This window comes from Microbacterium sp. GQ128, assembly GCF_059758615.1.
In genome coordinates, this window is record NZ_JCAXDY010000001.1 from 196,831 (window position 1) to 222,558 (window position 25,728).

General features: G+C 68.8%; 26 protein-coding genes and 1 tRNA gene. 21 read left to right on the forward strand and 6 right to left on the reverse strand.

The genetic code is table 11. From position 1 onward, the window contains the following. Positions 1-9 precede the first annotated feature (9 nt). The 3 genes from AC6CHX_RS00955 to AC6CHX_RS00965 are packed head-to-tail and all read left to right on the forward strand — an operon-like array spanning position 10 to position 3,265. Positions 10-954: an ABC transporter permease gene (locus AC6CHX_RS00955; RefSeq protein ID WP_498271308.1), complete on the forward strand. Its 945-nt coding sequence runs from the start codon at positions 10-12 to the stop codon at positions 952-954. Continuing rightward, positions 951-1,763, forward strand: coding sequence for an ABC transporter permease (locus AC6CHX_RS00960; protein WP_498271309.1), 813 nt, complete (start codon positions 951-953; stop codon positions 1,761-1,763). The genes AC6CHX_RS00955 and AC6CHX_RS00960 overlap by 4 nt, the downstream gene beginning before the upstream one ends. Continuing rightward, entirely contained in the window at positions 1,760-3,265 is a 1,506-nt protein-coding gene (locus AC6CHX_RS00965) for an ATP-binding cassette domain-containing protein (protein WP_498271310.1), read from the forward strand. The genes AC6CHX_RS00960 and AC6CHX_RS00965 overlap by 4 nt, the downstream gene beginning before the upstream one ends. Here AC6CHX_RS00965 and AC6CHX_RS00970 read toward each other — a convergent pair. Beyond that, complete coding sequence (locus tag AC6CHX_RS00970; protein WP_498271311.1) at positions 3,255-3,905, reverse strand: pentapeptide repeat-containing protein; 651 nt, start codon at positions 3,903-3,905, stop codon at positions 3,255-3,257. The genes AC6CHX_RS00965 and AC6CHX_RS00970 overlap by 11 nt on opposite strands. Before the next feature lie 360 nt (positions 3,906-4,265). On the opposite strand from AC6CHX_RS00970, the gene AC6CHX_RS00975 reads away from it, so the two are divergent. The 5 genes from AC6CHX_RS00975 (at position 4,266) to ndk (ending at position 11,002) form a co-directional block, all read left to right on the forward strand. Beyond that, positions 4,266-5,006 carry an endonuclease domain-containing protein gene (locus AC6CHX_RS00975; protein ID WP_498271312.1) on the forward strand — a complete coding sequence of 247 codons (741 nt, stop codon included), beginning with the start codon at positions 4,266-4,268 and terminating at the stop codon, positions 5,004-5,006. 408 nt (positions 5,007-5,414) lie between these two features. Then, positions 5,415-8,825: an isoleucine--tRNA ligase gene (gene ileS, locus AC6CHX_RS00980; protein WP_498271313.1), complete on the forward strand. Its 3,411-nt coding sequence runs from the start codon at positions 5,415-5,417 to the stop codon at positions 8,823-8,825. Then, on the forward strand, positions 8,822-10,174 hold the full coding sequence (locus AC6CHX_RS00985) for a bifunctional folylpolyglutamate synthase/dihydrofolate synthase (RefSeq protein WP_498271314.1): 1,353 nt from the start codon (positions 8,822-8,824) through the stop codon (positions 10,172-10,174). The genes ileS and AC6CHX_RS00985 overlap by 4 nt, the downstream gene beginning before the upstream one ends. Continuing rightward, positions 10,171-10,584, forward strand: a complete 414-nt coding sequence (locus AC6CHX_RS00990) for a DUF4233 domain-containing protein (RefSeq protein ID WP_452326827.1) — start codon at positions 10,171-10,173, stop codon at positions 10,582-10,584. The genes AC6CHX_RS00985 and AC6CHX_RS00990 overlap by 4 nt, the downstream gene beginning before the upstream one ends. A gap of 1 nt (position 10,585) precedes the next feature. Beyond that, entirely contained in the window at positions 10,586-11,002 is a 417-nt protein-coding gene (ndk, locus tag AC6CHX_RS00995; protein WP_029261664.1) for a nucleoside-diphosphate kinase, read from the forward strand. Between the two features lie 72 nt (positions 11,003-11,074). On the opposite strand, the gene AC6CHX_RS01000 is transcribed toward ndk, so the two are convergent. Next, positions 11,075-11,692 (reverse strand): vitamin K epoxide reductase family protein, encoded by a 618-nt coding sequence (locus AC6CHX_RS01000; protein WP_498271315.1) that lies wholly within the window; start codon positions 11,690-11,692, stop codon positions 11,075-11,077. Between the two features lie 281 nt (positions 11,693-11,973). Here AC6CHX_RS01000 and AC6CHX_RS01005 point away from each other — a divergent pair, with 281 nt between their 5' ends. Beyond that, positions 11,974-14,634, forward strand: a complete 2,661-nt coding sequence (locus tag AC6CHX_RS01005; protein WP_498271316.1) for an Rne/Rng family ribonuclease — start codon at positions 11,974-11,976, stop codon at positions 14,632-14,634. On the opposite strand, the gene AC6CHX_RS01010 is transcribed toward AC6CHX_RS01005, so the two are convergent. Continuing rightward, entirely contained in the window at positions 14,599-14,865 is a 267-nt protein-coding gene (locus AC6CHX_RS01010; RefSeq protein ID WP_498271317.1) for a DUF4031 domain-containing protein, read from the reverse strand. The genes AC6CHX_RS01005 and AC6CHX_RS01010 overlap by 36 nt on opposite strands. Positions 14,866-15,110: 245 nt before the next feature. On the opposite strand from AC6CHX_RS01010, the gene rplU reads away from it, so the two are divergent. The 11 genes from rplU (at position 15,111) to AC6CHX_RS01065 (ending at position 22,918) form a co-directional block, all read left to right on the forward strand. Continuing rightward, positions 15,111-15,419, forward strand: coding sequence for a 50S ribosomal protein L21 (rplU, locus tag AC6CHX_RS01015; RefSeq protein ID WP_028501602.1), 309 nt, complete (start codon positions 15,111-15,113; stop codon positions 15,417-15,419). 18 nt (positions 15,420-15,437) lie between these two features. After that, a complete protein-coding gene (rpmA, locus tag AC6CHX_RS01020) occupies positions 15,438-15,695 on the forward strand; it encodes a 50S ribosomal protein L27 (protein ID WP_028501603.1) in 258 nt (85 codons plus the stop codon). Between the two features lie 101 nt (positions 15,696-15,796). Further along, positions 15,797-17,296 (forward strand): GTPase ObgE, encoded by a 1,500-nt coding sequence (gene obgE / locus AC6CHX_RS01025; RefSeq protein WP_136040926.1) that lies wholly within the window; start codon positions 15,797-15,799, stop codon positions 17,294-17,296. Next, the gene (proB, locus tag AC6CHX_RS01030) at positions 17,293-18,078 is read left to right on the forward strand and encodes a glutamate 5-kinase (protein ID WP_498271318.1); all 786 of its coding nucleotides are present in this window, start codon (positions 17,293-17,295) and stop codon (positions 18,076-18,078) included. The genes obgE and proB overlap by 4 nt, the downstream gene beginning before the upstream one ends. 9 nt (positions 18,079-18,087) lie before the next feature. Beyond that, positions 18,088-19,341 (forward strand): glutamate-5-semialdehyde dehydrogenase, encoded by a 1,254-nt coding sequence (locus AC6CHX_RS01035; RefSeq protein ID WP_498271319.1) that lies wholly within the window; start codon positions 18,088-18,090, stop codon positions 19,339-19,341. A 65-nt stretch (positions 19,342-19,406) separates the two neighbouring features. Next, positions 19,407-19,631 (forward strand): hypothetical protein, encoded by a 225-nt coding sequence (locus AC6CHX_RS01040; protein ID WP_029261671.1) that lies wholly within the window; start codon positions 19,407-19,409, stop codon positions 19,629-19,631. Positions 19,632-19,637: 6 nt separating this feature from the next. Then, positions 19,638-20,243: a nicotinate-nucleotide adenylyltransferase gene (nadD, locus tag AC6CHX_RS01045; RefSeq protein ID WP_136040929.1), complete on the forward strand. Its 606-nt coding sequence runs from the start codon at positions 19,638-19,640 to the stop codon at positions 20,241-20,243. Next, a complete protein-coding gene (locus AC6CHX_RS01050) occupies positions 20,240-21,466 on the forward strand; it encodes a hypothetical protein (RefSeq protein ID WP_498271320.1) in 1,227 nt (408 codons plus the stop codon). Before nadD ends, AC6CHX_RS01050 begins: the two co-directional genes overlap by 4 nt. After that, the gene (rsfS, locus tag AC6CHX_RS01055; protein ID WP_091037033.1) at positions 21,466-21,846 is read left to right on the forward strand and encodes a ribosome silencing factor; all 381 of its coding nucleotides are present in this window, start codon (positions 21,466-21,468) and stop codon (positions 21,844-21,846) included. The genes AC6CHX_RS01050 and rsfS overlap by 1 nt, the downstream gene beginning before the upstream one ends. A 1-nt stretch (position 21,847) precedes the next feature. Continuing rightward, complete coding sequence (locus AC6CHX_RS01060) at positions 21,848-22,537, forward strand: SDR family oxidoreductase (RefSeq protein WP_136040931.1); 690 nt, start codon at positions 21,848-21,850, stop codon at positions 22,535-22,537. A 96-nt stretch (positions 22,538-22,633) separates the two neighbouring features. Beyond that, positions 22,634-22,918, forward strand: coding sequence for a hypothetical protein (locus AC6CHX_RS01065; RefSeq protein WP_136040932.1), 285 nt, complete (start codon positions 22,634-22,636; stop codon positions 22,916-22,918). A gap of 80 nt (positions 22,919-22,998) precedes the next feature. Here AC6CHX_RS01065 and AC6CHX_RS01070 read toward each other — a convergent pair whose 3' ends face one another. Both AC6CHX_RS01070 and AC6CHX_RS01075 read right to left on the reverse strand, forming a co-directional pair. Beyond that, on the reverse strand, positions 22,999-23,184 hold the full coding sequence (locus AC6CHX_RS01070) for a hypothetical protein (protein WP_376106556.1): 186 nt from the start codon (positions 23,182-23,184) through the stop codon (positions 22,999-23,001). 169 nt (positions 23,185-23,353) lie between these two features. After that, positions 23,354-23,426: transfer RNA gene (locus AC6CHX_RS01075), tRNA-Ala, on the reverse strand. A gap of 137 nt (positions 23,427-23,563) precedes the next feature. Between AC6CHX_RS01075 and AC6CHX_RS01080 the strand changes: the two genes are divergently transcribed. Next, on the forward strand, positions 23,564-24,634 hold the full coding sequence (locus AC6CHX_RS01080) for an NAD(P)-binding domain-containing protein (protein ID WP_498272011.1): 1,071 nt from the start codon (positions 23,564-23,566) through the stop codon (positions 24,632-24,634). On the opposite strand, the gene AC6CHX_RS01085 is transcribed toward AC6CHX_RS01080, so the two are convergent. Next, on the reverse strand, positions 24,621-25,643 hold the full coding sequence (locus AC6CHX_RS01085) for a DUF2804 domain-containing protein (RefSeq protein ID WP_498271321.1): 1,023 nt from the start codon (positions 25,641-25,643) through the stop codon (positions 24,621-24,623). The two genes, AC6CHX_RS01080 and AC6CHX_RS01085, sit on opposite strands and share 14 nt — an antisense overlap. Between the last annotated feature and the right edge of the window lie 85 nt (positions 25,644-25,728).

Consider the following 25,728-nt stretch of genomic DNA (forward strand, 5'->3'; position numbering starts at 1 on the left):
GCACGAGTGGTGAAGGCTGCTCTCGTCCGTATCGCCGGCCTCGCCGCATCCCTCGTCATCGTCCTGTGGGGTGCCGCAACCGTCGCGTTCCTCGCCTTCCGGGTGATCCCGGGCGATCCCGTGTCGGTGATGCTCGGACCTCAGGCGCAGGTCAGCGAGGCGGTCAAAGACGGGATCCGCGCGGACCTCGGGCTGGATCGGCCGCCGTTCGAGCAGTACCTCGGCTTCATCGGGCAACTCGCCCGAGGCGACCTGGGAGAGTCGTACCAGCTGCGGATGCCGGTGACCGAGGTCATCGGCCGACAGCTCGGTGCCACGGTGCAGCTCTCGGCCCTCGCGCTCCTCATCGCCCTGGTGCTGGCGCTCGCGGTCGCGGTGCTGGTGCGCGGCCCGGTGGCTCGTACCGTCGCTGCGGGCATCGAGCTGGTCGTGCTGTCGTCGCCCGTCTTCTGGATCGGGCTCATCCTGCTCAGCGTCTTCGCCTTCGGCCTCGGCTGGTTCCCGGTCTCCGGGGCGCGAAACCCGGCCACCCTCGTGCTCCCGGCGATCACCCTCGCCCTTCCGGTCGCGGCGCTGCTGAGCCAGGTGCTGCGCGACGGCCTGATGCAGGCGGAGCGGATGCCGTTCGCGGAGACCGTGCGTGCGCGCGGGGCGAGCCCTTCGTGGTTCACGGTGCGGCACGGGTTGCGCCACGGTGCAGCCTCGGCCATCACGCTCGCCGCGTACCTCACGGGTTCCGTGCTCGGTGGGGCGGTGCTCGTCGAGACGGTCTTCGCCCGGCCGGGACTCGGCCGCGTCACGCTCGCCGCGATCAGCGACCGCGATCTCCCGGTCATCACCGGCATCATCCTCCTGAGCGCACTCGTGTTCGTCGTCGTGAACCTCGTCGTCGAGCTCGTGCATCCCCTGATCGATCCGCGGGTCGGAGCGGCCCGCTCCGGAGGCATCCGATGAAGCGCGCACAGCGTGTGCTGCTGTGGACGGCCGCGGCGGTGCTCGCCGTGATCGTCTTCGCCGCGCTCTTCCCCGGAGTCCTCGCGACCCACGATCCGCTGCAGACCGACGTCCGCTCTGCACTGCTCCCGCCGAGTTCCGAGCATCTCTTCGGCACCGACCAGAGCGGTCGCGACGTGTACTCGCGTGTCGTCTACGGCGCAGGACGCTCGCTGGGGATCGGACTGCTCGCCACGGGGATCGCGCTCGCCGTTGGCCTCGTGATCGGTGCACTGGCCGGGGTCGCGCCGAGAGGGGTCGACGCCACGGTGATGCGGGTCAACGACGTGCTGATGGCATTTCCCGAGTTCCTCGTCGCTCTCGTCGTGGTCGCGGTGCTGGGACCCGGGCCGGTGAACATCGCGATCGCGGTGACGCTCGCAGCGGTTCCGGTGTACATCCGGCTCGCCCGTGTGCAGACGCAGACGCTGCGGGTCGCCGAGCACGTGGAGGCCGCGCGGATCCTGGGCGTGCCGAAGGGGAAGACGTTCACGCGTCACGTCGTCCCCGGCGTGATCGGGGCGCTCAGCGTGCTCGCCACGATCGGCATCGGCTCGAGCATCATGGCCGCCGCGGGCCTCAGCTTCCTGGGTCTGGGGCCATCCGAGCCGACGCCCGAATGGGGGCTGATGCTCGCCGGCGGACGCAATGTGCTCGGACAGGCGTGGTGGATCGCGGTCTTCCCCGGGATCGCGATCACCCTCACCGTCGTCTCGGTGACGGTGATCGGGCGCATCCTGCGGGCACGCGCAGATGGGCGGACGACGTGAGTGCGCTGGAGGTGCGGGGACTGCGGATCGCGTTCGGTGCGGACCCGGTGGTCGACGGCGTCGGATTCACGGTCGAGCCGGGGGAGTGCGTCGCCATCGTCGGGGAGTCGGGCGCGGGGAAGACCCTCACCGCCCGGGCACTCCTCGGGCTCGCGCCGTCGGATGCGACGGTGACGGTCGACACGCTCACCGTCGACGGGCGGAACGCGGCGACGCTCTCCGAGCGCGGGTGGCGCGGGCTCCGAGGCGCCCGCATCGGCCTCGTCTCGCAGGACGCCCTGGTCTCGCTCGACCCGCTGCGCCGCATCGGTGCGGAGGTGGCGGAGCCGTTGCGCCTGCACCGCATCGTGCGCGGTCGGGCGGCGCTCGATGCCCGGGTGCGAGAACTGCTGCAACGGGTGTGGATGCCGGATGCCGAGCGTCGCGCCCGACAGTATGCGCACGAGCTCTCCGGGGGACTCCGACAGCGGGCGCTGATCGCCTCCGCGATCGCCGCGTCTCCCGTCGTGCTGGTGGCCGATGAGCCGACGACCGCGCTGGACGCCACCGTGCAGGCCCGGATCCTCGGTCTGCTGCGCGCGATCACGGATGCGGGGACGGCGCTCGTCTTCATCAGTCACGACTTCGCGGCCGTCCGGCGGCTCGCGGACCGGGTGCTGGTCATGAAGGGCGGGCGGGTGGTCGAATCCGGCACGGTGGTCGAGGTGCTGGAGAACCCGCAGCACGAGTACACGCGTCAGCTGATCGCGGCGACGATCCACGAACCCCGCGGGGCTGTGCAGACGGAGTCGACGCCCGTGCTGGTCGTGGACAGCCTCTCGAAGAGCTTCGACGCGGTGCCGGCGGTCACAGACGCCTCGTTCACCGTCTCGGCGGGGCACACGCTCGGCGTCGTGGGCGAGTCCGGATCGGGGAAGACCACGCTGGCACGGATGATCGTCGGTGTCGAGCAGCCCGACACCGGTTCGCTGCGCTGGATCGGCACGCCGCGGGTGCAGTTGGTGCACCAGAATCCGCTTGGCGCCTTCGACCCCCGATGGACGATCGGCCGCTCCCTCCGCGAGGCGCTCGAGGCCGTCGGTGTGCCACGGAGCAGAAGGGCCGAGCGGGTGGCCGAGCTACTGGTCGAAGTTGGCCTCGCGACCGAGCTCGCCGACCGTCTCCCCCGTGCGCTCTCCGGCGGACAGCGGCAGCGTGCGGCGATCGCCCGGGCGCTCGCGGCTGATCCCGAGGTGCTGGTCCTCGACGAACCTGTGTCGGCGCTCGATCCCTCGGTCCGCGAGCGGGTGCTGCAGCTGCTGGCCCGACTGCAGCGCGAACGGCAGCTGACGATGATCCTCGTCTCGCACGACCTCGACGTGGTCGGAGCCGTCGCCGACGAGGTTCTCGTCATGCAGGATGGCCGGATCGTGGAGCAGGGCATGACCGCCGACGTGTTCGCGGCGCCGCAGCATCCGTTCACGCAGGAGCTGCTGGCGGCGAGCGGTCCCGTCAGTCCTTGATCTGGATGCCCAGACCCGCCGCGATCACGGGCGCCAGCTGCTGGACCTGGAACGGGGAGAGGGTCGTCCCGCGGAGACTGTTGGCGTCGAGGTACGTCATCGCGTCGAGGCCGCGCAGATCGACATCTTTCGCGCGCATGCCCCGCGGGTCGACCTCATCGCTGGTCGTCGCGGTGAACCGGACGCGGGTGAGTTCGGCTTGCGGCATGTCGATCGTGCGGATCGCGCAGCCGGATATCTCGAGGTCGGTCACTTTCGCGGCGCCCAGGTTGAGGTAATCGATCCGCACGTCGCGCAGCTCGAGCTCGGAGATACGCGCTTCGCTGAGGTCGAGGGTGCCGATGCGTCCTCCGCTGATCCGCATCCGCCGCACACCGGCGTCGCGCATACGCAGGGAGGCGATGCGTGCCCCGGACATCTCGACGTCGACCACAGTCGCTCCCGTGAGATCGACGGCTTCCGCATCGGCGGACACGGTGCACTGCTCGAGCGTCGCGTAGGCGAGGTCGACGGTGCCGTGGAGATCGAGGCTCGCGGCGACGATGTCGGCACTGCGTGCGGGGGAGGCGGGCTCGAACTCGCGGGGGAGATCGGGACCGCTGATGCGAGGCGCTGCGGGGGACTCTGACGTGCGGGCCATCCCTCGAGGCTATGGCCTGCCGCGGACACCCGTCGCAGGCGGCGCACGCAGGGCGGGGGACGGGTGCTCCCGCGAGCTGCGGGTTACTGCGGCCTTCTGCACCTCCCGCGGCCGAACTTCCCGAATCTGGCCGCGGGAGACGCAGAAGGCCGCACCAGCTGCGCGCGCACCTCTCGTGCACAGGTGCCGAGCGCGGCTCGTTGTCCACGGGCACGGAGCGCGCGGCAGCCACCGCGCCGGAGCGGCCCCGACACTGGACGGGTGCGGCGAACGGCGGAGGTACTTGCGGCGAGAATCATTGACCTCGGCGGTATCGTGCGATCCGCTCGCGTCGCTGATCTCGGGTTCGGCAGGACGGCAGTGGATGCTGCGCTCAGAGCCGGCGCCATCATCCGCCCCCGCCGCGGTTGGCTCGCCTCGCCCGCGGCCGATCCCCTTCTCCTGGAGGCAGCCCGACATGGCGTGACCCTCACCTGTCGGACGCAGGCGGGCCGCCTCGGTCTCTGGGTGCACGATGCGTCCGGCCTTCCGCACGTCGCAGTCGGGACGAACGCATCGAGTCGACGGGGACTCCGCGCGAAGGTGCACTGGAGCACGCCGCCCGTCCCGCGTCACCCCGACGCGTTGGTCGATCCGGTCGAGAATGTGCTGGCGCATATCGCGGAGTGCGAGCCGTTCGAACAGGCGCTCGCCACGTGGGAGTCCGCGTTGAACCGATCCCTCGTGACGATCGAGGAACTCCGTCGGCTCCCATGGCGACCGACTGCGCGTCGAATACTCGCCACCGCCGCGCCCTTCTCGGATGCGGGGCTGGAAACATACATCCGCGAGCGGCTCCGCTGGCTCCGGGTGCCGGTGCGAGCTCAGATCTGGATCGCCGGGCATCGCGTCGATGCTCTGATCGGCAGCCGCCTCATACTCCAGATCGACGGTGCTCACCATGTCGGTGCCCAGCGCAGCGAAGACATCCGACACGACGCGGTGCTGAAGCTCAGGGGTTACCACGTCATCCGGGTCTCGTACTCTCAGATGATGTTCGAGTGGCACATGGTGCAGGACCTGGTCATGCGCGCCGTGGCGCAGGGGCTGCACGAGGCCTGAGCCCCCGCACTCACGTGTTTCGCCGCAGTCACGTCCCCCGAGTCGCGGTTGCCTCGGCCTTACGCACTTCCCTCGGCCGTTTCTGTCGAATCCGGCCGAGGCAAGCGCGAAAGGCCGCAGCAAGCGCAGGACCGCGGCGACCGCAGTGCCTGTCCGCGAAACCGCAGGCGCCGCGCAGGCGCAGGACCCGCGTACACTGGAGGGACGAGCATCGATCCGGCATCACCGGGGAGCTCTCGGAAGAACGGCGCATCCTTCGGGAGGCGCTCAGTAGAACCGAGCGGGGCAGGCCCGTCACAGCCGCAGTGAGAGTGGTCGCGTCGCAAGGCGTGGCACGCGAGGTGGTACCGCGGTCCGCGAGGGTCGTCCTCGCAGGAGCATCCGCCACGACGACCACTGCGAGACACGATGACCTACCCCCGTTCCTCCTTCGGCCCCGCCGCCGACCCTTCGACGAGCTCAGGGACCCACGTCGCGCCCAGCCCCCGCTTCCCGCAGATCGAGGAGGAGGTGCTCGCGTTCTGGAAGGGCGACGACACCTTCCGCGCCTCGATCGAGCAGCGCGAAGGCTCTCCGGAGTGGGTGTTCTACGACGGCCCTCCGTTCGCGAACGGCCTGCCGCACTACGGACACCTGCTCACCGGTTACGCCAAGGACGTGTTCCCGCGGTTCCAGACCATGACCGGCCACAAGGTCGACCGCGTCTTCGGTTGGGATACGCACGGCCTCCCCGCGGAGCTCGAGGCGATGAAGCAGCTCGGCATCACCGAGAAGGCCGAGATCGAGCAGATGGGCATCGACGTCTTCAACGCGAAGGCGAAGAGCTCCGTGCTCGCCTACACGCACGAGTGGCAGGACTACGTCACCCGCCAGGCGCGCTGGGTGGACTTCGACCGCGGCTACAAGACGCTCGACCTGGGGTACATGGAGAGCGTGCTCTGGGCGTTCAAGACGCTGTACGACAAGGGTCTCGCCTACGAGGGCTACCGCGTGCTGCCGTACTGCTGGCGCGACGAGACCCCGCTCAGCGCGCACGAGCTGCGCATGGACGACGACGTGTACCAGATGCGGCAGGACCCCTCGGTCACCGTCACCTTCCCGCTGACCGGAGCCAAGGCCGAGTCCCTCGGCCTCACGGGGGTCCGCGCCCTCGCCTGGACCACGACGCCCTGGACGCTGCCGACCAACCTCGCGCTCGCCGTGGGACCTGAGATCGAGTACGTCGTGCTGCCCGCCGGCCCCCTCGGCGCCGCCGACGTGCACCAGGCCGCCGGAACCACGGATGCCGCGATCGAGTCGTCCGCGCACCGTTACCTGCTCGCCCGCGAGCTCGTCGGCGGCTACGCCAAGGACCTCGGGTACGAGAGCGCGGAGGACGCGCTCGCGGCGGTCGACGCCACGGTCCGCGGCGCCGAGCTGCAGGACGTCACCTACGACCGCCTGTTCGACTACTACGCGGACACCGAGACGTACGGCACCGAGAACGCCTGGCGCATCCTCGTGGACGACTACGTCACGGTCAGCGACGGCACCGGCATCGTCCACCAGGCCCCGGCCTACGGTGAAGACGACCAGCGGGTCGCGGGCGCTGCCGGCATCCCCACGATCCTGTCTCTCGACGACGGCGGGAAGTTCCTCCCGAACGTCACCGATGTGGCGGGTCAGCTGTGGATGGACGCGAACACCCCGCTGGTGCGCCTGATCCGCGAGAACGGCCGCCTGATCCGACTGCAGAGCTACGAGCACTCGTACCCGCACTGCTGGCGCTGCCGGAACCCGCTGATCTACAAGGCCGTGTCGAGCTGGTTCATCCGCGTGACGGACATCAAGGACGACATGCTCGCCAACAACGAGCAGATCACCTGGGTGCCGGAGAACGTCAAGCACGGCCAGTTCGGCAAGTGGCTCGAGGGCGCACGCGACTGGTCGATCAGCCGCAACCGCTACTGGGGCTCGCCCATCCCGATCTGGAAGAGCGACGACCCGGAGTACCCGCGCGTCGACGCCTACGGCTCGCTCGAAGACCTGGAGCGCGACTTCGGCACGCTGCCGCGCAACCCCGAGGGTGATATCGATCTGCACCGCCCGTACATCGACGACCTGACGCGCCCGAACCCCGACGACCCCACCGGCAAGAGCACGATGCGCCGGATCGAAGACGTCTTCGACGTGTGGTTCGACTCGGGTTCGATGCCCTACGCCCAGGTGCACTACCCGTTCGAGAACCAGGAGTGGTTCGACTCGCATGCACCGGCGGACTTCATCGTCGAGTACATCGGCCAGACCCGTGGCTGGTTCTACGTCATGCACGTGCTGTCGACCGCGCTGTTCGACCGCCCGGCGTTCACGGGTGTCAGCTGCCACGGCATCGTGCTGGGCAGTGATGGCTACAAGATGTCGAAGTCCCTGCGCAACTACCCGGACGTCTCGGAGGTGCTCGACCGCGACGGCTCCGACGCCATGCGCTGGTTCCTGATGTCGAGCTCCGTGCTGCGCGGGGGAAACCTCGCGGTGACCGAGGAGGGCATCCGCTCCGGCGTCCGCGAGTTCCTGCTGCCGCTCTGGAACTCCTGGTACTTCTTCGCCACCTACGCGAACGCGTCCGGTGCGGACGGGTACGAGGCCGAATGGCGCACGGATTCCGCGGATGTACTCGACCGCTACATCCTGGCGCGCCTGGGCGACCTCGTACGCGATGTGCGGGCCGATCTGGAAGGCCTCGACTCGACCACGGCATCGGCGCGGCTGCGCGACTTCGCCGAGGTGCTGACGAACTGGTACATCCGCCGCTCGCGCGACCGCTTCTGGGTCGGCGTGACGGAGGACCCGAAGAGCCGCGAGGCCTTCGACACGCTCTACACGGTGCTCGAGACGCTCACCCGCGTCGCGGCGCCGCTCGTGCCGCTGATCAGCGAGCGCGTGTGGCAGGGCCTCACCGGCGGGCGCAGCGTGCACCTGACGGACTGGCCGGATGACACGCAGTTCCCCGCCGCCGACGAGATCCGCGACGCGATGGATGCCGTGCGAGAGCTCTCGAGTGTCGGCAACGCGCTGCGCAAGAAGGAGAAGCTGCGCGTGCGACTCCCGCTGGCGCGTCTGACCGTCGTGTCGCCGCTGGCCGGAACGTTGGGGCAGTTCGAGGACATCCTTCGCGAAGAGCTCAACGTGAAGTCGGTCGAGCTCGTGCCGCTGACCGGCACCACCGCGGTGGACTACGGCATCGCGCACCGCCTGAGCGTCAATGCTCGCGCGGCGGGTCCGCGTCTGGGCAAGGACGTGCAGAAGGCGATCCAGGCCGCGCGCTCGGGGGACTGGAGCGAGGTCGACGGTGTCGTGACCGCGGGCGGGATCGTCCTGGAACCGGCCGAGTACGAGCTCGTGCTCGAGACCACCGGGCGTCCGGAGGGCGAAGCTCTCGCGATCGTCCCGACCGGCGGCTTCATGCTTTTGGACACCAGGACGACTCCCGAGCTCGAAGCCGAGGGGCTCGCACGCGACGTGATCCGCGCCGTGCAGGAGACCCGCAAGAACGCCGACTTCGACGTCAGCGACCGCATCCAGCTGGTTCTCCGGTTCCAGGATGATGCGGACACCCAGGCCGTCGTCTCCGCCTTCGACCTCGCGGGCATCGCGGCGGAGACGCTGGCCGAGCAGTACTTCGTGATCGATGCGCACGGCGATTCGATCTTCGGGCACGGAACCGTCCTCGCCGCTGCCGGAGGAGTGACACCCGAATTCTCCGCGGTCATTCCCGCCGGCACATATGCGAACGCCGGCGAATTCACGATCGCCGTGACCAGGATCGGAGCAGGAGCATGAACGACCGGGAGCGGGCGGACGCCGTCTACGAGGCACTGCTGAGCCGTGCGGGAGAGCGATGGGTGCAGCCGCGCAAGGAGCGCACCGCGCGCATCCTCGCCTTCCTCGACGACCCGCAGCGCACCTACCGCGTCATCCACATCACGGGCACCAACGGCAAGACGTCGACGGCTCGGATGATCGAGAGCCTGCTGCGCGCACACGATCTGCGGACGGGGCTGTTCACCAGTCCGCACCTGGAGCGCTTCACGGAGCGCATCATGATCGACGGCGAGCCGATCTCCGACGAGGCGATCGCCGACGCGTGGGACGAGATCGAGCCGTTCGTCGACATCGTCGACGCGGAGTTCGAGGCCGCAGGAGATGCGCCGCTGACGTTCTTCGAGCTGCTCACGGTCCTCGCTTTCGTCGCCGTGGCGGATGCGCCGGTCGATGTGCTGGTGCTCGAGGTCGGGATGGGCGGGGAGTGGGACTCCACGAACACCGCGGACGGCGACGTCGCGGTGTTCGCGCCGATCGACATCGACCACGCGGATCGGCTCGGCGACACGATCGCCGAGATCGCAGAGGTCAAAGCGGGCATCATCAAGGAGGGTGCCGCGGTGGTGTCCGCCCAGCAGCCTCCTGAGGCGGCCGAGGTGCTGCGCCGGGTGGCGGCGGAGCGCAACGCGACGATCGCCTTCGAGGGCGAGGAGTTCGGCATCACGGAGCAGAAGCTCGCCGTCGGAGGCCAACTTCTCACGATCCGCGGGCTGGCGGGGGAGTACGCAGAGGAGTACCTGCCGCTCTACGGAGCCCACCAGGGGCACAACGCCGCACTCGCGGTGGCCGCCGTCGAGTCGCTCATCGGCGGAGCGACCCAGGCGATCGCGGGCGACATCATCTCCGACGGGCTCCAGGGCACGACCTCGCCGGGGCGCCTGCAGCTGCTCGGCATCGCGCCGACCGTGATCGTCGATGCCGCGCACAATCCGCACGGTGCCGCGGCTCTCGCCCAGGCGCTGGACGACAGCTTCGACTTCGACGAGTGGGGTCTCGTGCTCGGCGTGCTCGCCGACAAGGATGCCGCAGGCATCGTCGGTCGGCTCGCGCCCGGGGTCGCGCACGTCTTCGCGACGGCGCCCGACTCGGATCGCGCGAGCGACGCCGATGCGATCGCCGACCTCGTCGAGCAGACCGGTCAGCGCGCGACCGTGCACCATTCCCTCGCCGAGGCTGCCGATGCTGCGCGGGAGTGGGCGGCCGCGTCCGACCGTCGCGCCGTCGTGATCGCCGGCTCGGTCGTCCTCGCCGGAGAGGCTATCGCCCTCGCCGAGGAAGAGGACTGGAAGTCGGGGTGGCGCGCGTGAGCGCCGATGCTGCGCCCGCGCGCCGACCGCGGCCGCCGCGGACTCTCGTGCAGAAGCTCGCACCCATCGTCCTCGGGTTCGAGGCGATCGTGGTGTTCCTCGTCGGGCTCACGATCTTCGGCCTGCGCCAGCTCCCCGCCGGTGTCGAACCGTGGTGGGGGATCGTCGGCGGCGGAGTCCTCGCGCTCGCCTGCATCGCCATCGCCGGAATGATCACGAAGCCCTGGGCCATCCCGGCCGGGTGGGTCGTCCAGGCGATCGTGGCCCTGTCGGCGTTCTTCGTCCCGGCCATCCTGCTCGTCGTCCTGATTTTCGGCGGGATGTGGGCGTATGCGACCATCGGAGGGGCCCGACTGGACGCACGACGCCCCGCCGAGCCCACGACCGAGACTCAGACAGAGAGTGAATGACATGGCCACCGAAGAAACCCTCGTCCTCGTCAAGCCCGATGGCGTCGCCCGCGGCCTCACCGGCACGATCCTCGCCCGCATCGAGGCGAAGGGGTACGCCCTCGTCGACATCCGCCTCGTCGAGCCCGACCGCGATCTGCTCGCCGAGCACTATGCCGAGCACGAGGGGAAGCCGTTCTACGAGCCGCTGCTCGAGTTCATGCTCTCGGGGCCGTCGGTCGCCATCCGTCTCGCGGGCAACCGTGTGATCGAGGGGTTCCGCTCCCTCGCCGGCACGACCGATCCGACCACGGCGGCACCCGGCACGATCCGCGGCGACTTCGGCCGCGACTGGGGCCTCAAGGTGCAGCAGAACCTCGTGCACGGCTCGGACAGCCCCGAGTCGGCCGCGCGCGAGCTCGGCATCTGGTTCGACTGAGACCCGTACGCGAAACCCGCCGTCGATCCGAGGATCGGCGGCGGGTTTCGTCGTCTTCCACCCGAAGGCGAATCAGAAGATCATTCCGATGACCTCGCCGAGGAGGTCGAGGCCGCGCAGCTGGACGAGCAGGATGATCAATGCGTAGGCGAGGATCGTCGCGAGCGGCACCCAGGGCATCAGCCGGTTCGCGCGCTCCATGACCTTCTCATTGCTCGTGAAGGTCCCGTTGCGGGTGAGATGCACCATGGTCGCGAAGAAGGTCGGGATGGTCACCGCCCAGGTCGCCATGCACCACGGGCACAGCACACCGAGGTTCGGGGCGTACAGGCTCTGGCTGATGAGCCAGATGACGAAGCCGAAGGCGAACGTGACTCCGGCTCCGAACGCGAGCCAGAACCAGCGGGGGAAGCGCGCGCCGGCGAGAAGCGCGACGCCGACGACCAGAGGGGCCATCCAGAGTGTGAGGCCGATGATCGGATTGGGGAATCCGAAGATCTCGCCCTGCCAGGAGTTCAGGTTGATGTCGCACTGGATCATCACGCTCACGTAGCAGTTCGACACCGCGTCGGGATTCTCGAGCTTGGCGAACTTCTCGACCGTGAGCTGGAAGGCGGCGAACCAGCCGACCACGCTCGCGAAGATCAACCAGACGGCGTAGACGACGGGGCGGGTGCGCTGCTCGCTCATAGGGGGATTATCCCAACGACTGCTATGGATGTGGCGAGAACAGGCCGGACAAAACGCGCTGGTCACGACGGGATGCCGTGAACGGAGCCACTTGGTGCGATAATGGCCTGTGACACGATGAACGGCCTTGCCGCGACACGTGTCGACGCAGACTTCGGGGCCCCATGCCCCACGCGATCAGAGCCATGAGCCGGTCGCACACCGAGTGAGTTCGCGGAACCCGCGGGTACCGCATGAGATTTCACGGAGCAGCAGTGCTCCGTGCAGGGAGCAAGCCAGAGATGGCCGATGAGAACAATGACAACAACGCACCTACCCTCGACTCCCCGGCTGACGCCGCGGAACCGCTGACGGAGCCCACGGCTCCCGAGGTCCACGATCCGCAGGGATCGACGAACGAGGACGACACCGCGGCCGATGTGGCGGATGCTGCGGCCGACGCCGCTGCCGACGACGTGGCCGCTGGCTACGCTGCCGCCGAGGATGCTGCTGCGGCCGCAGACGACGCTGCGGCCGGTGCCGCCGCGGATGCCGCTGCGGAGGACGAGGCTGCCGCCGTGATCGCGGCTGAGGCCGAGGTCGCAGCAGAGTCCGAGGTCGCCGAAGACGCTTCCGCGGAGAGCAGCGAAGCCGTGACTCCTTCGGACGCCGACGTCGAGGCCATCTCCGAGGCGATCGTCGAGGAGAGCGCTGTGGGCGAGGCACCGGCTGAGGAAGCGCAGGTGGTGGAGGCCTCTACCGAGGAGCCCGCAGACCAAGCCGATGCTGCCACCGAGGCGCCCGCTGAGGAGAAGACCCCGGCTGCCCCCGAGGCTCCGGCCGCAGTGACCGCTGTGTCGCTCGGCCTGCTGCCCGAGGTGTTCGTGTCGCAGGTCTCCACACAACTGCACTTCTACGCGCCCGAGGTCATCCCGCTGCCCGCACGGCCCGACCGTGGCGAGCGCATCTTCGATCGCATCGCCGAGCGCGAGCCTCAGGACGAGTCATCGGGTCGGGGCCGCGGTCGCGGTCGCCGCCGTGGCGGATCCGACGGAGACGACCAGCGCGAAGAGCCGCGTCAGCGCCAGCGCGTCGTCGAGTACATCACCGAGCCGAAGGCCATCAAGGGCTCCACCCGGCTCGAGGCGAAGAAGCAGCGCCGCCGCGACGGACGCGACGCAGGTCGTCGCCGTCCCGTCGTCACCGAGGCGGAGTTCCTCGCGCGACGCGAGTCGGTCGACCGCAAGATGGTCGTCCGCTCCAAGAACGGTCGCACGCAGATCGGCGTCCTCGAGGACGGAGTTCTCGTCGAGCACTACGTCGCCCGCAACCAGGACGCATCACTGATCGGCAACGTGTACCTCGGCCGCGTCCAGAACGTGCTGCCGAGCATGGAGGCCGCGTTCGTCGACATCGGCCGCGGCCGCAACGCCGTGCTGTACTCCGGCGAGGTCGACTGGGACGGCGTCGAGACCGGCAACCAGCCGCGACGCATCGAGCTCGCGCTCAAGCCCGGCGACCGCGTGCTCGTGCAGGTCACCAAGGATCCGGTCGGACACAAGGGTGCGCGTCTCACGAGCCAGATCTCCCTTCCCGGCCGCTATCTGGTGTACGTCCCAGGCGGCTCGATGAACGGCATCAGCCGCAAGCTGCCCGACAACGAGCGTGCGCGACTCAAGCGGATCCTCAAGGAGGTCCTCCCCGAGTCCTCCGGCGTGATCGTGCGCACGGCCGCCGAGGGCGCGACCGAGGACCAGCTCACGCGCGATGTGCAGCGTCTCACCGCGCAGTGGGAGCACGTCCAGAAGCAGGTCGAGAGCCAGCAGGCGCCGGCCCTCCTGCACGCGGAGCCCGATCTGCTCGTCAAGATCGTCCGTGACGTCTTCAACGAGGACTTCACCAAGATGCTCATCCAGGGTGAGGACGCCCAGCAGACCATCCGCGCCTACCTCGAGAGCGTGGCGCCTGACCTGCTCGAGCGGGTCGAGGCATACGAGGACGAGACCGACCCGTTCGACGCGTTCCGCATCACGGAGCAGATTGAGAAGGCGCTCGACCGCAAGGTCTGGCTCCCCTCGGGTGGTTCGCTCGTGATCGACCGCACCGAGGCGATGACCGTCGTCGACGTCAACACCGGCAAGTTCGTCGGCTCCGGCGGAAACCTCGAGGAGACGGTCACCAAGAACAACCTCGAGGCTGCGGAGGAGATCGTCCGCCAGCTGCGCCTGCGGGACATCGGCGGGATCATCGTCGTCGACTTCATCGACATGGTGCTCGAGTCCAACCGCGATCTCGTGCTCCGCCGTCTGATCGAGTGCCTGAGCCGCGACCGGACGAAGCACCAGGTCGCCGAGGTCACGTCGCTCGGTCTCGTGCAGATGACCCGCAAGAAGCTCGGACTCGGGCTTCTCGAGACTTTCAGCGAGGCGTGCGAGGTCTGTGCCGGGCGAGGTGTCATCGTGCATCACGATCCGGTGGTCAAGCACCGCTCCAGCAACAGCGGCAACAACAGCAACGGCAACGGTCAGAGCGGTCGTCGCCAGCGGGGCGGCAACGGCAACAACGGTGGCAACGGGCAGAACCAGAATGCGCCCGCCGCGCCGAACGTCACCCACAGCATCACCGAGGGCGCGAAGTCGGCACTGGCTCAGATCGCCGCCTCCACGATCGTTCCGGCCGCAGAAGGCACTGCAGAGGCGGAGACCGCTCCGGCAGTGACCGAGGCGCCGACGGCTGCCGAGCGACCCAAGAAGGCTCGCAAGAAGCGCGGCGGCGATCGCTCGGCTCCGAAGTCACCCGCCGAGCAGCTGCTCGACTCGGTGCTCGACGCCCTTCCGGAGCCGAAGGCTCCGGGTCAGGGACGAGGCCGTCGTCGGGTCAGCACGGCCGCTCTCACCGGCACACCCGTCTCGGTGAACAACGAGCCGTCAGCGCCGGTCGCGGCCGCGGACTCGGAGTCCTGAGGCGATCAGTCGGCGCACCAGCTCCTTGCCCCTGACGGGGCGGGCGCCGGCGACGACGAGCCGGGGGATCATCTCCTCCGGCACGTCGTAATGGTCGAGATCGAACGCGCGCGCCGGCACGTCGTTCGCTCTCGCGAAAGCGTGCAGCTCCTCCAGGCTCTCGTCGCTGACCAGATGCGCCCACAGGCGTCCATGGGCGGGCCAGAGGGGGTCGTCGACGAGTACGGTCACCTCGTCAGCCTACGACCGCTCCGGCGGGGTCGGCCGCGGAGCGACACGCGGGGGTGCGGGAGCGGCTTCGCTTTGCGACACCGACCCGCATCCGGTAAAGTAGTCCCTTGGTGCGTATGCCGCGTCGTCCTCGTCGGCCGAAGCGGAGAGTCTTGCGTTCGCGCCCGCCGTTCTGCGGCGCATGCAAGCAACAGTCTTCCCGTGAGATCTCGGAGCCGCGAGCTCCCCAACGAAACAGGTATGAAGTGGTTTACGCAGTAGTGCGCGCCGGTGGGCGGCAGGAGAAGGTCGAGGTCGGCACGATCGTTCAGCTCGACCGTGTCAAGGCTGCCCAGGGCGAGAAGATCGAGCTGGCCGCAGTGCTGCTCGTCGACGGCGCCACGGTGACCACCGACGCTGACTCGCTGGCGAAGGTCAAGGTCACGGCTGAGGTCATCGGCAACCTCCGCGGCCCGAAGATCATCATCCAGAAGTACAAGAACAAGACCGGTTACAAGAAGCGTCAGGGCCACCGTCAGGAGCTCACGCGCGTCAAGATCACCGGCATCAAGTAAGCCCGAGGGGACTAGGACATGGCACATAAAAAGGGCGCAAGCTCAACCCGTAACGGTCGTGACTCCAACGCTCAGCGCCTCGGCGTGAAGCGCTTCGGCGGTCAGCAGGTCCTCGCCGGCGAGATCATCGTCCGCCAGCGCGGCACGCACTTCCACCCCGGCGTGAACGTCGGCCGTGGTGGCGACGACACGCTGTTCGCTCTGGCCGCCGGTGCGGTCCAGTTCGGCGCGAAGGGCGGCCGCAAGGTCGTCAACATCGTCGCTGCAGCTGAGTGATCTCAGCGCGACACTAATCATCCGGTTCGGGGCGGGCTTCGGCTCGCCCCGTCCGTGTATCTGCACACCGTCATAAAACAGGAACCCAGGGGAACCCGCACATGGTCACGTTCGTCGACACCGTCACACTGCACTTGCGTGCGGGTAAGGGCGGCGGCGGCTGCGTCTCCGTGCACCGCGAGAAGTTCAAGCCCCTCGGCGGCCCCGACGGAGGAAACGGCGGCGACGGCGGCGACATCGTGCTCGTCGCCGACCCGCAGACCGGCACGCTGCTCTCGTACCACCACTCGCCGCACCGCTCCTCCGGCAACGGCGGTCCGGGCATGGGCGACCACCGCTCCGGTTTCCTCGGTGAGACGCTCGAACTGCCGGTTCCCGTGGGCACCGTGGTGAAGAACACCGCGGGCGAGGTCCTGATCGACATGATCATCCCCGGCGAGCGGTTCGTCGTCGCCAAGGGGGGGATGGGCGGGCTCGGCAACGCGGCTCTCGCCACCCCGAAGCGCAAGGCTCCCGGCTTCGCACTGCTGGGCACGCCGGGATACGAGGGCGACGTCGTCCTCGAGCTGAAGACTGTCGCCGACATCGCGCTCGTCGGCTACCCGTCCGCGGGCAAGTCGAGCCTGATCGGTGCGATCTCGGCCGCGCGACCCAAGATCGCCGACTACCCGTTCACCACTCTGCACCCCAACCTGGGTGTCGTGCAGGTGGGAGATTTCCGCTATACGGTCGCCGACGTGCCCGGCCTCATCGAGGGCGCGAGCGAGGGCCGCGGCCTCGGACTCGAGTTCCTCCGCCATGTCGAGCGCTGCTCGGCTCTGCTGCACGTGCTCGACTGCGCCACGCTCGAGCCCGGGCGCGACCCGATCTCCGACCTCGACGTGATCCTCGCAGAGCTCGGCGCCTACGAGGTGCCCGAGGGGCAGACTCCGCTGCTCGAGCGCCCGCAGTTCGTCGCCCTGAACAAGATCGACGTGCCCGAGGCGCGCGATCTCGCCGAGCTGGTCCGTCCCGACCTCGAGGCGCGCGGCTTCCGTGTGTTCGAGATCTCCACGGTCTCCCACGAGGGCCTGCGTCCGCTCACGTTCGCGCTCGGCGAGCTCGTCGAGAAGGCCCGCGCCGAAGCAGCGCTGGAGACGCCGCCGGAGCGGGTCGTCATCCGCCCGCGTGGCTCCAAGAAGGGCTTCACCATCCGCGTCGAGGGTGGAACCTACGGCAACGTCTACCGGATCCTGGGCGAGAAGCCGGTGCGCTGGGTTCAGCAGACCGATTTCCAGAACGAGGAAGCCGTGGGCTACCTCGCGGATCGCCTCGAGAAGCTCGGCGTCGAGGATGAGCTCTTCCGCCTCGGTGCGGTGCAGGGATCGACCGTCGTGATCGGCGAGGGCGACAGCATCGTCTTCGACTGGGAGCCCACGATGACCTCGGCGGCGGAGCTCATGAGCGCGCCGCGCGGCACCGACCCCCGTCTCGCACCCAACGCGCGCCGTACGACGTCGGAGCGACGCGAGCAGTACTACGAGCGCATGGACGCCAAGGCCGAAGCACGTGCCGAGGTGGAGACCCAGCGCCTGGCCGCGTACCGCGAGGATGGCGAGTGACCGCACGCACGCGCGCTGATCTGGCGACCGCATCACGCATCGTCGTCAAGGTCGGCTCGTCCTCGATCAGCGGGGAGTCCTCGTGGCGCATCCCCGTGATCGTCGAGGCCCTCGCCGCGGCGCACGCACGCGGGACAGAGGTCGTGTTGGTCTCTTCCGGCGCGATCGCCTCCGGGATTCCGTTCTTGCGTCTGGACTCGCGGCCGAACGACCTCGCCACCCAGCAGGCGGCCGCGGCCGTGGGGCAGAACATCCTCATGTACCGGTATCAGGAGTCGCTTCGCCCGTTCGACATCGTCGCCGGCCAGGTCCTTCTCACCACGGGCGACCTGGAGAACCCCACGTCTCGCTCCAACGCCCGTCGCGCGATGGAGCGGCTCCTGGGCCTGCGGACTCTGCCGATCGTCAACGAGAACGACACGGTCGCGACGCAGGAGATCCGGTTCGGAGACAACGACCGCCTCGGCGCCCTGGTCGCGCAGCTGATCGAGGCTGACGCGCTCATCCTCCTCAGCGACATCGAGTCGCTGTACACGAAGCCGCCGACAGACCCCGGGGCGGAGCCCATCGACATCGTCGCGCACGACGCCGATCTCGCCGGGCTCGAGTTCGGTTCGACCGTGGTCAACAGCGTCGGCACCGGCGGGGCGGCCACCAAGGTCTCGGCTGCGCGACTGGCCGCGGCATCCGGCATCGGCGTGCTCGTCACCAGCGCAGATCTGGTGGACAAGGCGCTGTCCGGCGCCGAAATAGGGACCTGGTTCGAACCCGCCAGCTCATAAACTGGACGGATGACCGACCAGACCCCGCAGGCGCGCCTCGAACGCGCCAAAGAGGCCTCCCGATCCACCGCAGCGCTCACCAGCGATGCCAAGGTTCGCGTGCTCGAAGCGATCGCTGTCGCGCTCCTGGCGGACGCACCGCGCATCATCGAGGCGAACGGTCGCGACATCGCTCGCGGGCAGCAGGAGGGCATCGGCGAGTCCCTGATCGATCGACTGCGGCTCGACGAGAAGCGGGTGGCGGCTCTGGCCTCCGCCGTCCGCGAGGTCGCCGCGCTCCCCGATCCCGTCGGGCGTGTGGTCGGCGGTCATCGGATGCCCAACGGCGTGGCGCTCGAGCAGGTGCGGGTGCCCTTCGGCGTGGTCGGCGCGATCTACGAGGCTCGGCCCAACGTCACCGTCGACATCGCCGCACTCGCGCTGCGATCGGGCAATGCCGTGGTCCTGCGAGGCGGCAGCGCCGCTCACGACTCCAATGCCGTGCTCGTGGAGATCATGCGTGCGGCGGTCGAGAGCGCGGGCCTCACGGCGGAGGCCATCCAGACCGTCGACGACTTCGGACGCGACGGTGCGAAGGCGCTCATGCACGGTCGCGGTTTCATCGACGTCCTGATCCCGCGGGGGAGTGCGGGCCTCATCGAGACCGTGGTGACGGAGTCGACCGTGCCGGTCATCGAGACCGGGGCCGGCAACGTCCACATCTTCCTCGACGAGACCGCTCCCGACGACTGGGCGCGTGACATCGTCGTGAACGCCAAGGTGCAGCGTCCGAGCGTGTGCAACGCGGTCGAGACGGTCCTCGTGCATCGTCAGGCGGCGCCGCGGCTCGTGCCGCTGGTGGCCAGTGCTCTCCAGAGCGAGGGTGTCGCGATCCACGGCGACGACATGGTCGTCGGGCTCATGTCGAACGTGATCCCCGCCACCGAGGAGGACTGGGAGACCGAATACCTCAGCCTGGACATCGCGATGAAGGTCGTCGACTCGCTCGATGAAGCCCTCGCGCACATCCGGCGCTACAGCACGGGACACACCGAGTCGATCATCACGACGGACACGCGCAGTTCCGAGCGCTTTCTCGCCGAGGTGGACTCCGCCGTGGTCATGGTGAACGCGTCCACGCGATTCACCGACGGAGGTGAGTTCGGCTTCGGTGCAGAGGTCGGCATCTCGACCCAGAAACTGCACGCGCGGGGTCCGATGGGGCTCTCCGAGCTGACCAGCACGAAATGGCTCGCGCGTGGGTCGGGGCAGACGCGCGGCTGAGGGCTAGACTGGGGGACGCTGTACCCCACAGGATCCCGAACAGCACGCCACGAAACGGAGCCAGGATGAACCTCGTCGCACAGATCGCGATGGCCGCTGCCGAAACCGAGCACCACGGCAACGTCGCGCTCGAGACGCTGATCTTCGGGGTCATCGCCGCGATCGTGTTCGGCGCGCTCGGCCTCGTGACGTTCTCGTACAAGAACGTCGCCAACCGTCACTCGGCGAAGGCTGAGGCCTGGGCCGCGCAGCACGGCAAGGACGGCCACGAGGCGGGACACGGCCACTAGGCCCGCATGAACGACGCTGCGACCACGCGCCCCCCGCGCATCGGCGTGATGGGCGGAACATTCGACCCCATCCATCACGGCCACCTCGTCGCAGCCAGTGAAGTCGCGAACTCCTTCGACCTCGACGAGGTCGTCTTCGTGCCGACCGGACATCCGTGGCAGAAGTCGGGCGTCTCGCCGAGCGAGCATCGCTATCTGATGACCGTCATCGCGACCGCCTCGAACCCGCAGTTCACGGTGAGTCGGGTCGACATCGATCGCGAAGGCCCGACCTACACGATCGACACGCTGCGTGACCTGAAACGGGATCGACCCGACGCCGAGCTCTTCTTCATCACCGGAGCCGACGCCGTGGCGCAAATTCTCAGTTGGAGGGACCATGATGAGTTGTGGGAGTTGGCCCACTTCGTCGCGGTCTCACGTCCTGGACATGTCCTGAGCACTGACGGCCTCCCGAGCGACAACGTCAGCCAACTCGAGGTGCCGGCACTGTCGATCTCGTCGACGGACTGCCGCGAACGCGTTCGTGACGATCAGCCGGTCTGGTACCTGGTCCCTGATGGGGTCGTTCAGTACATCGCGAAGCATCATCTGTATCGGAGCAAGGCATGAGTACATCGGATCAGCAAGGGCACGGTCCGCTGACGCGCAAGCAGCTGCGGGAGATCCGGTTGACGGGATCGAACCCGGTGATCTCCAGCGAGGAGGCCGCCGCGGCAGCCGAGACGGCACCGCCGGCGCCCCCACTGCCACGTGCCGCCGAACCGGTCCAGATCGAGCCGGCGCCGCTGCCGGATCCCGTGGCCGAAGAGGCGAACGGTGACACACCGCTGACCCGTCGTCAGGTTCGCGAGCAGGAGAGGGCCCGCACCGGTTCCGTCTCCGTGATCGGGGCCGACGAGGCGGAGGCGGCGTCGGCCGCCGAGCAGGTCGACGAGCCGGCGGTCGCACCCGTCGAGCAGCCCGATGAAGCGCCGAAGCAGGAGGAAGCTCCCGCGAAGGCCGCGTCAGAAACTTCTGCAGCAGGTTCCGGTGAGATCGTCTCCGGGATCCCGGACTTCCCTCGGACGGTCGACGCCGGTGACGACGACGATGAGGACGTGGACGACGAGGTCGCCGTCGCTCCCGTCAGTGCATCCGTCGCCGCCGACACGGTCGGCGAGGTCCCGCTCGACGCGGTCGAGCCCTCCGTTGAAGCGACAGTCGACGAAGAAGACCTCGAGGCTGTCCTGGGCCTTCCCGCCGACGCGGGCGATGCGGCCGTCGACGACGATGTCCTCGCCGACGTGCACGATGCCGACGAAGACCGCGATGACGACGACACCGTTCGTCCGACCGTCAACTCGTCCTTCGGGGAGGGGCTGCTCGCAGACGCCCCCGACGCCCACGCCCCCTTCCGTCCCTCCTTCGACGAGTTGATCGGCGTGGGAGACTCCACGGGGTCGCAGCATTCCGCTCCCAACGCACTGATCTTCACGCCCTCGCCGGGAGAGGGTTCCCTCTCCGGCCCGGTCGCGTCCACCGGAGAGATCCTCGTCACCGGCTCCTACGAGCTGCCGCAGGGCCTCGGCTCGCAGGGCCACGCGCTCGGGACCACGGATGGCAAGGACGTCGACGCCGTCCTCATCGATGGCGAGCTGCCCCCCGCATCCTCGCCGACGCCGATCGCCGCGAGCTCGGCCGTCAGCACCATCAAACCAGCCGGAGAAGTCATCCGGCCTCCGGCCCCCGAGAAGGGGAACCGATTGATGGTCACGCTCGCCATCATCGCCGGCGGACTCGCCCTCGCGATCGGCGTCGTTCTCGTCATCGCCTTCACCACGAAAATGATCTGATGCAATCACCTGAAACTGCCGAAGAGATGCTGCGTCTCGCAGCCCAAGCCGCCATCGACAAGGGCGGCGAGGATCTCGTCGCGCTCAACGTCTCCGAGCCACTCCCGCTCGTCGACATCTTCCTGCTCGTCACGGGAAACAGCGAGCGCAACGTCGCCGCGATCGCCGACGAGATCGAGGACCGACTGATCGAGTCGGGGCACAAGCGCGTGCGTCGCGAGGGGCGGGCCGAGGCTCGCTGGGTGCTGCTCGACTTCGGCGATCTTATCGTGCACGTCTTCCACCAGGAGGAGCGCGTCTACTACGGACTCGAGCGCCTCTGGAAGGACTGCCCGGTCGTTCCGATCGACGTGGCCGAACCCGCCGCAGACGCCAGCTGACATGAGCACGCACCTGATCACCGGTGCGGGCTCCGGCATCGGGTCTGTTCTCGCCCGACGGTTGTTGGACCGTGGCGATGCGGTCGTGGCGCTGGCTCGCGATGCGGGTCGCGCCCGGCAGATCGCAGCGGACCTTCCCGGTGCGTCCGTCATCGTCGGTGACCTCGCTCAGCCGGGACGCCTGTCGTGGGCGCTCTCGAAGCAGCAGCTCCCCGAGCGCATCGACTCGCTGGTGCATGTCGCCGGTGTCGTCGACCTCGGCGACGTCGCTGATCTCACGGCCGCTCTGTGGGAGCAGCAGCTCGCCGTCAACCTCGTCGCTCCGGCCGAGCTCACGAGGCTCCTCCTTCCTGTGCTGCGCGTGTCTCAGGGGCAGGTCTTGTTCGTGAACTCCGGGGCGGGCCTGCGCGCCAACGCCGGATGGTCGGCGTATGCCGCGTCCAAGCACGGTCTCAGGGCGCTGGCCGATGCGCTGCGCGCCGAGGAGGCCGCGCACGGAGTTCGCGTGACATCGATCTACCCGGGTCGCACGGCGACACCGATGCAGGAGCGCGTGCACCAGCAGGAGGGGCAGGCGTACGACCCGGACCGCTTCGCCACACCGGAGGCGGTCGTCACGACCATCCTCACGGCACTCGACCTTCCGCGTGACGCGGAGATCACCGATCTGACGGTGCGTCCAGGACGCTGAGCCGTCCCGGCATCCTCCGCGGGGGATGTCAAGGGGCTTCTTTCGGGAGAGCGGATGGCGCAGGCTCTTCTTGAGAGAGTCCTGGAGGGCCCCCACATGTCTGAACTCCCCGACCCGCGCTTCATGTTGAATCGCATCACCGCGTCGGAATGGGTGATCAACGACCTTCGGTACTCGCCGAACGATCCGCGTCATGTGGTCGCCTGCGTCTACGAGCTCGCCGAGACCGAGGTCGAGGTGACGTGGCTTCGCGATCTGCCCCTCGCCACCCGTTACGGGACCGCATTCGAGGTGCTCGAGGATGTCGAGCGGATGCGTGATTCGAGCCGGGCGACCCGTCCGATCGCCATTCCCCACCGGCCGCCCCTGATGGCCACCTGACCTTCCCGCTGTCACACACCGAAGCGCACCCCTCGATGATCGAGGAGGTGCGCTTCGGCGTTCGCGGGCCGGAGAGGCGCTCAGGCGCCGGCGTCCTCGTCCTCATCCGCTCCCGCGGCGACACGATCGGCCTCCGCGCTGTCGACGAGCGCGTCATCGGCGTCCGGATCGAGGACTTGTTCGCCGTCGACATCCCTGGTGGGTACACCGGCCGCGTCGTCGTCGTGGGGGACCGGAGGCACCGGAGGAATGATGGGGTTCGACATGATCGCATCCTTTCGTCGGGGTGCGTTCACCGTAGAACCCCGCAGGGCGCGGACTGAATCGGGTTGACGCTCGAGGCGGAGCGCGCTAGCAGCGTGTGCCGCGCCCGGTCCAAAGAAAAGAACCCTGCTCCGCGTCGCCGCGGAGCAGGGTTCTGATGTTTCGATTGTGTGGACCTGAGGGGACTCGAACCCCTGACCCCCTGCATGCCATGCAGGTGCGCTACCAGCTGCGCCACAGGCCCAGATGCCGCTCCGTAGAAGCCGGAGCAACTTGAAAAGAGTACTACACGAATCCGCGCGAGCACCAATCGGCGGCGGCCGCCCGGGAGTGTCGTCCTGCGGCTGGAACAACCGCGAGGAGCGCGGCGTTCTGTTCATCGTGAGCATCCTCGACAGTCTGGTGATCGGCGCAGGGCAGGCCGGTCTCTCGGCATCGTTCCACCTGTCGCGACTGGGCATCTCGCACGTGGTGCTCGATGCCGATGCGCGTCCGGGCGGAGCCTGGCAGCACCGCTGGGACGCCCTGACGATGCGCGACGTCCACGGCGTCGCCGAACTGCCCGACGACACGCCTCCGCCGCGTGACGGCGCCCGCGCCAACATCGCGGTCCCCGAGTACTTCGCCTCCTACGAGCGCAAGCATGCGCTCCCGGTGCTCCGCCCGGTGCACGTTGAACGGGTCGAGGACCGAGACGGGCTCCTGGTCGTGCGAGCGCGCGAGGGGGAGTGGACGACCCGCACGCTGGTGAACGCGACCGGGACGTGGTCGCATCCGTTCCTCCCACACTTCCCCGGTATGGAGACCTTCGTCGGAGAGCAGTTGCACACGGTCGACTACCCCGGCCCCGAGCACTTCGTCGGCAAACGGGTGCTCGTGGTCGGCGGGGGAGCGTCGGCCGTGCAGTTCCTCGGCGCTCTCGCCCCGATCACGGACACCCTCTGGGTCACGCGCCGGGAACCTGTGTGGCGGACCGACGACTTCACACCCGAAGCCGGTGCCGCCGCGGTCGCTCTGGTCGAGCAGCGTGTCGCCGCAGGACTCCCTCCGGAGAGCGTGGTCAGCGTCACCGGACTCATGCTGCGTCCGCAGGAACGCGAGGCCGAGCGTCTCGGCGCCTACGCCGCACGCCGCCCGATGTTCGCGCGCATCGAGCCCGACGGAGTGCGCTGGGCCGACGGCAGCTTCGAGCGCGTCGACGTCATCCTCTGGGCCACCGGGTTCCGTCCGGCCATCAGCCACCTTGCGCCCCTGCACCTGCGCAGCACCGCCGGGGGGATCCAGCTCGACCGGAACGGCCGCGGCACGACCGCGGTCGCCGATCCGCGGGTGCAGCTGGTCGGCTACGGGCCTTCGGCGAGCACGATCGGCGCGAATCGTGCCGGGCGCTCCGCGGCCAAGGGCGTGCAGCGCGCGCTGCGGTCCGCGGGGGCGAGCGTCACCACCGGTTGAGTACCTCTTCGGCGAAGCCCTCGATGCCGTCCACGCGCACCTGCGCACCCGTGTCGTCGCGCACCCATCCCGACCAGACACCGAACAGCTGATCCGTTCGACTGGCGATGACGAGCGCATTCGTGCGCGATCTCTTGTCGTAGAACGGGGAGAAGGTGAGGTCGGCCGCCGCGCCGTGCACCCGCCACGGGCGCATGAAACGGTCGGGGTCGTAATCCCACACGAGTTCCTCGCTGATCTTCGACAGGCGGCCGTCGACGAGCAGTGCGTTCTCGGTGGCTCCGGAACCGTCCGTCCACTTCGCGCCGAGCTGCAACCCGATCGTGCGGCCGTCGACGATGCCGCTGCCCGCCGCCCAGTTCCAGTGCACGCGGTACGGCCAGCGCCCGCGGCCGTGATCGAGAACCGCCCAACTGCCCACCGGAACGTCGTAGGCTCGGCCGTCGATCGCGACGGTGCCGGTCGTCGGCCGCGCCACATCCTTCACCGTGTACTGGAACCGACGGATGTCCTCCCCACGACGCCACGGCACGACCACGCCGAGTGACTCGTGCTCGGGCGGCCGGGCGGCGAGCAGGTCGAACGACACCCGGGGCGCGGTGCCTCGCAGGCGCGTGCCGTCGAACGTCTCGTCGATGTCGAGCGTGATCCGGCGGGTGCGGGCCTGTGTCGAGCCGTCTCCGAGCGATGGCGGCAGGGTCGCGGAGCGTGCTCCGGGGGAGACCACCGTCGAGCCGATGTCCTCCCCGGTCGCGCGGTCGAGCACCCAGACCTCGTGGAGAGCCAGGTAGTCGACGCACGACACGGTGAACGCGATGATGTGGGACGGGGTCATCACGTTCCAGTACTCCCAGCGCTTGTTGCGCCCCCAGCGACCACGTCCGGGGATCCCGGACGTGTCGTGCAGCGGGAGGCGGGACCAGCCGAGCGCATCGCGGTTGAGCGTTCCGTCGGGAGTCGTGAGCGAGACGGGCGCGGTGATCTCGCGCTCGATCAGCGGTGTGGGCATCGTCGTCCTGCTGTCGGGAGGGATGCCGTTCGGGTCGGCATCGTTGCCCTGAGTGTAGAGGACCCCGCCGCGTCGGACGAGGGCC

What these genes read in the sequence shown, in the direction of transcription:
- AC6CHX_RS00970 (WP_498271311.1), bottom strand. Translation starts at nt 3,905, where the DNA reads ATGGCCCGCACGTCAGAGTCCCCCGCAGCGCCTCGCATCAGCGGTCCC.
- AC6CHX_RS01065 (WP_136040932.1), top strand. Translation starts at nt 22,634, where the DNA reads ATGTCTGAACTCCCCGACCCGCGCTTCATGTTGAATCGCATCACCGCG.
- ileS (WP_498271313.1), top strand. Translation starts at nt 5,415, where the DNA reads ATGACCTACCCCCGTTCCTCCTTCGGCCCCGCCGCCGACCCTTCGACG.
- AC6CHX_RS01040 (WP_029261671.1), top strand. Translation starts at nt 19,407, where the DNA reads ATGAACCTCGTCGCACAGATCGCGATGGCCGCTGCCGAAACCGAGCAC.
- AC6CHX_RS01050 (WP_498271320.1), top strand. Translation starts at nt 20,240, where the DNA reads ATGAGTACATCGGATCAGCAAGGGCACGGTCCGCTGACGCGCAAGCAG.
- AC6CHX_RS00985 (WP_498271314.1), top strand. Translation starts at nt 8,822, where the DNA reads ATGAACGACCGGGAGCGGGCGGACGCCGTCTACGAGGCACTGCTGAGC.
- rpmA (WP_028501603.1), top strand. Translation starts at nt 15,438, where the DNA reads ATGGCACATAAAAAGGGCGCAAGCTCAACCCGTAACGGTCGTGACTCC.
- AC6CHX_RS00960 (WP_498271309.1), top strand. Translation starts at nt 951, where the DNA reads ATGAAGCGCGCACAGCGTGTGCTGCTGTGGACGGCCGCGGCGGTGCTC.
- AC6CHX_RS01000 (WP_498271315.1), bottom strand. Translation starts at nt 11,692, where the DNA reads ATGAGCGAGCAGCGCACCCGCCCCGTCGTCTACGCCGTCTGGTTGATC.
- AC6CHX_RS01085 (WP_498271321.1), bottom strand. Translation starts at nt 25,643, where the DNA reads ATGCCCACACCGCTGATCGAGCGCGAGATCACCGCGCCCGTCTCGCTC.
- AC6CHX_RS01005 (WP_498271316.1), top strand. Translation starts at nt 11,974, where the DNA reads ATGGCCGATGAGAACAATGACAACAACGCACCTACCCTCGACTCCCCG.
- AC6CHX_RS01060 (WP_136040931.1), top strand. Translation starts at nt 21,848, where the DNA reads ATGAGCACGCACCTGATCACCGGTGCGGGCTCCGGCATCGGGTCTGTT.
- AC6CHX_RS01035 (WP_498271319.1), top strand. Translation starts at nt 18,088, where the DNA reads ATGACCGACCAGACCCCGCAGGCGCGCCTCGAACGCGCCAAAGAGGCC.
- AC6CHX_RS01070 (WP_376106556.1), bottom strand. Translation starts at nt 23,184, where the DNA reads ATGTCGAACCCCATCATTCCTCCGGTGCCTCCGGTCCCCCACGACGAC.
- rsfS (WP_091037033.1), top strand. Translation starts at nt 21,466, where the DNA reads ATGCAATCACCTGAAACTGCCGAAGAGATGCTGCGTCTCGCAGCCCAA.
- nadD (WP_136040929.1), top strand. Translation starts at nt 19,638, where the DNA reads ATGAACGACGCTGCGACCACGCGCCCCCCGCGCATCGGCGTGATGGGC.
- ndk (WP_029261664.1), top strand. Translation starts at nt 10,586, where the DNA reads ATGGCCACCGAAGAAACCCTCGTCCTCGTCAAGCCCGATGGCGTCGCC.
- obgE (WP_136040926.1), top strand. Translation starts at nt 15,797, where the DNA reads ATGGTCACGTTCGTCGACACCGTCACACTGCACTTGCGTGCGGGTAAG.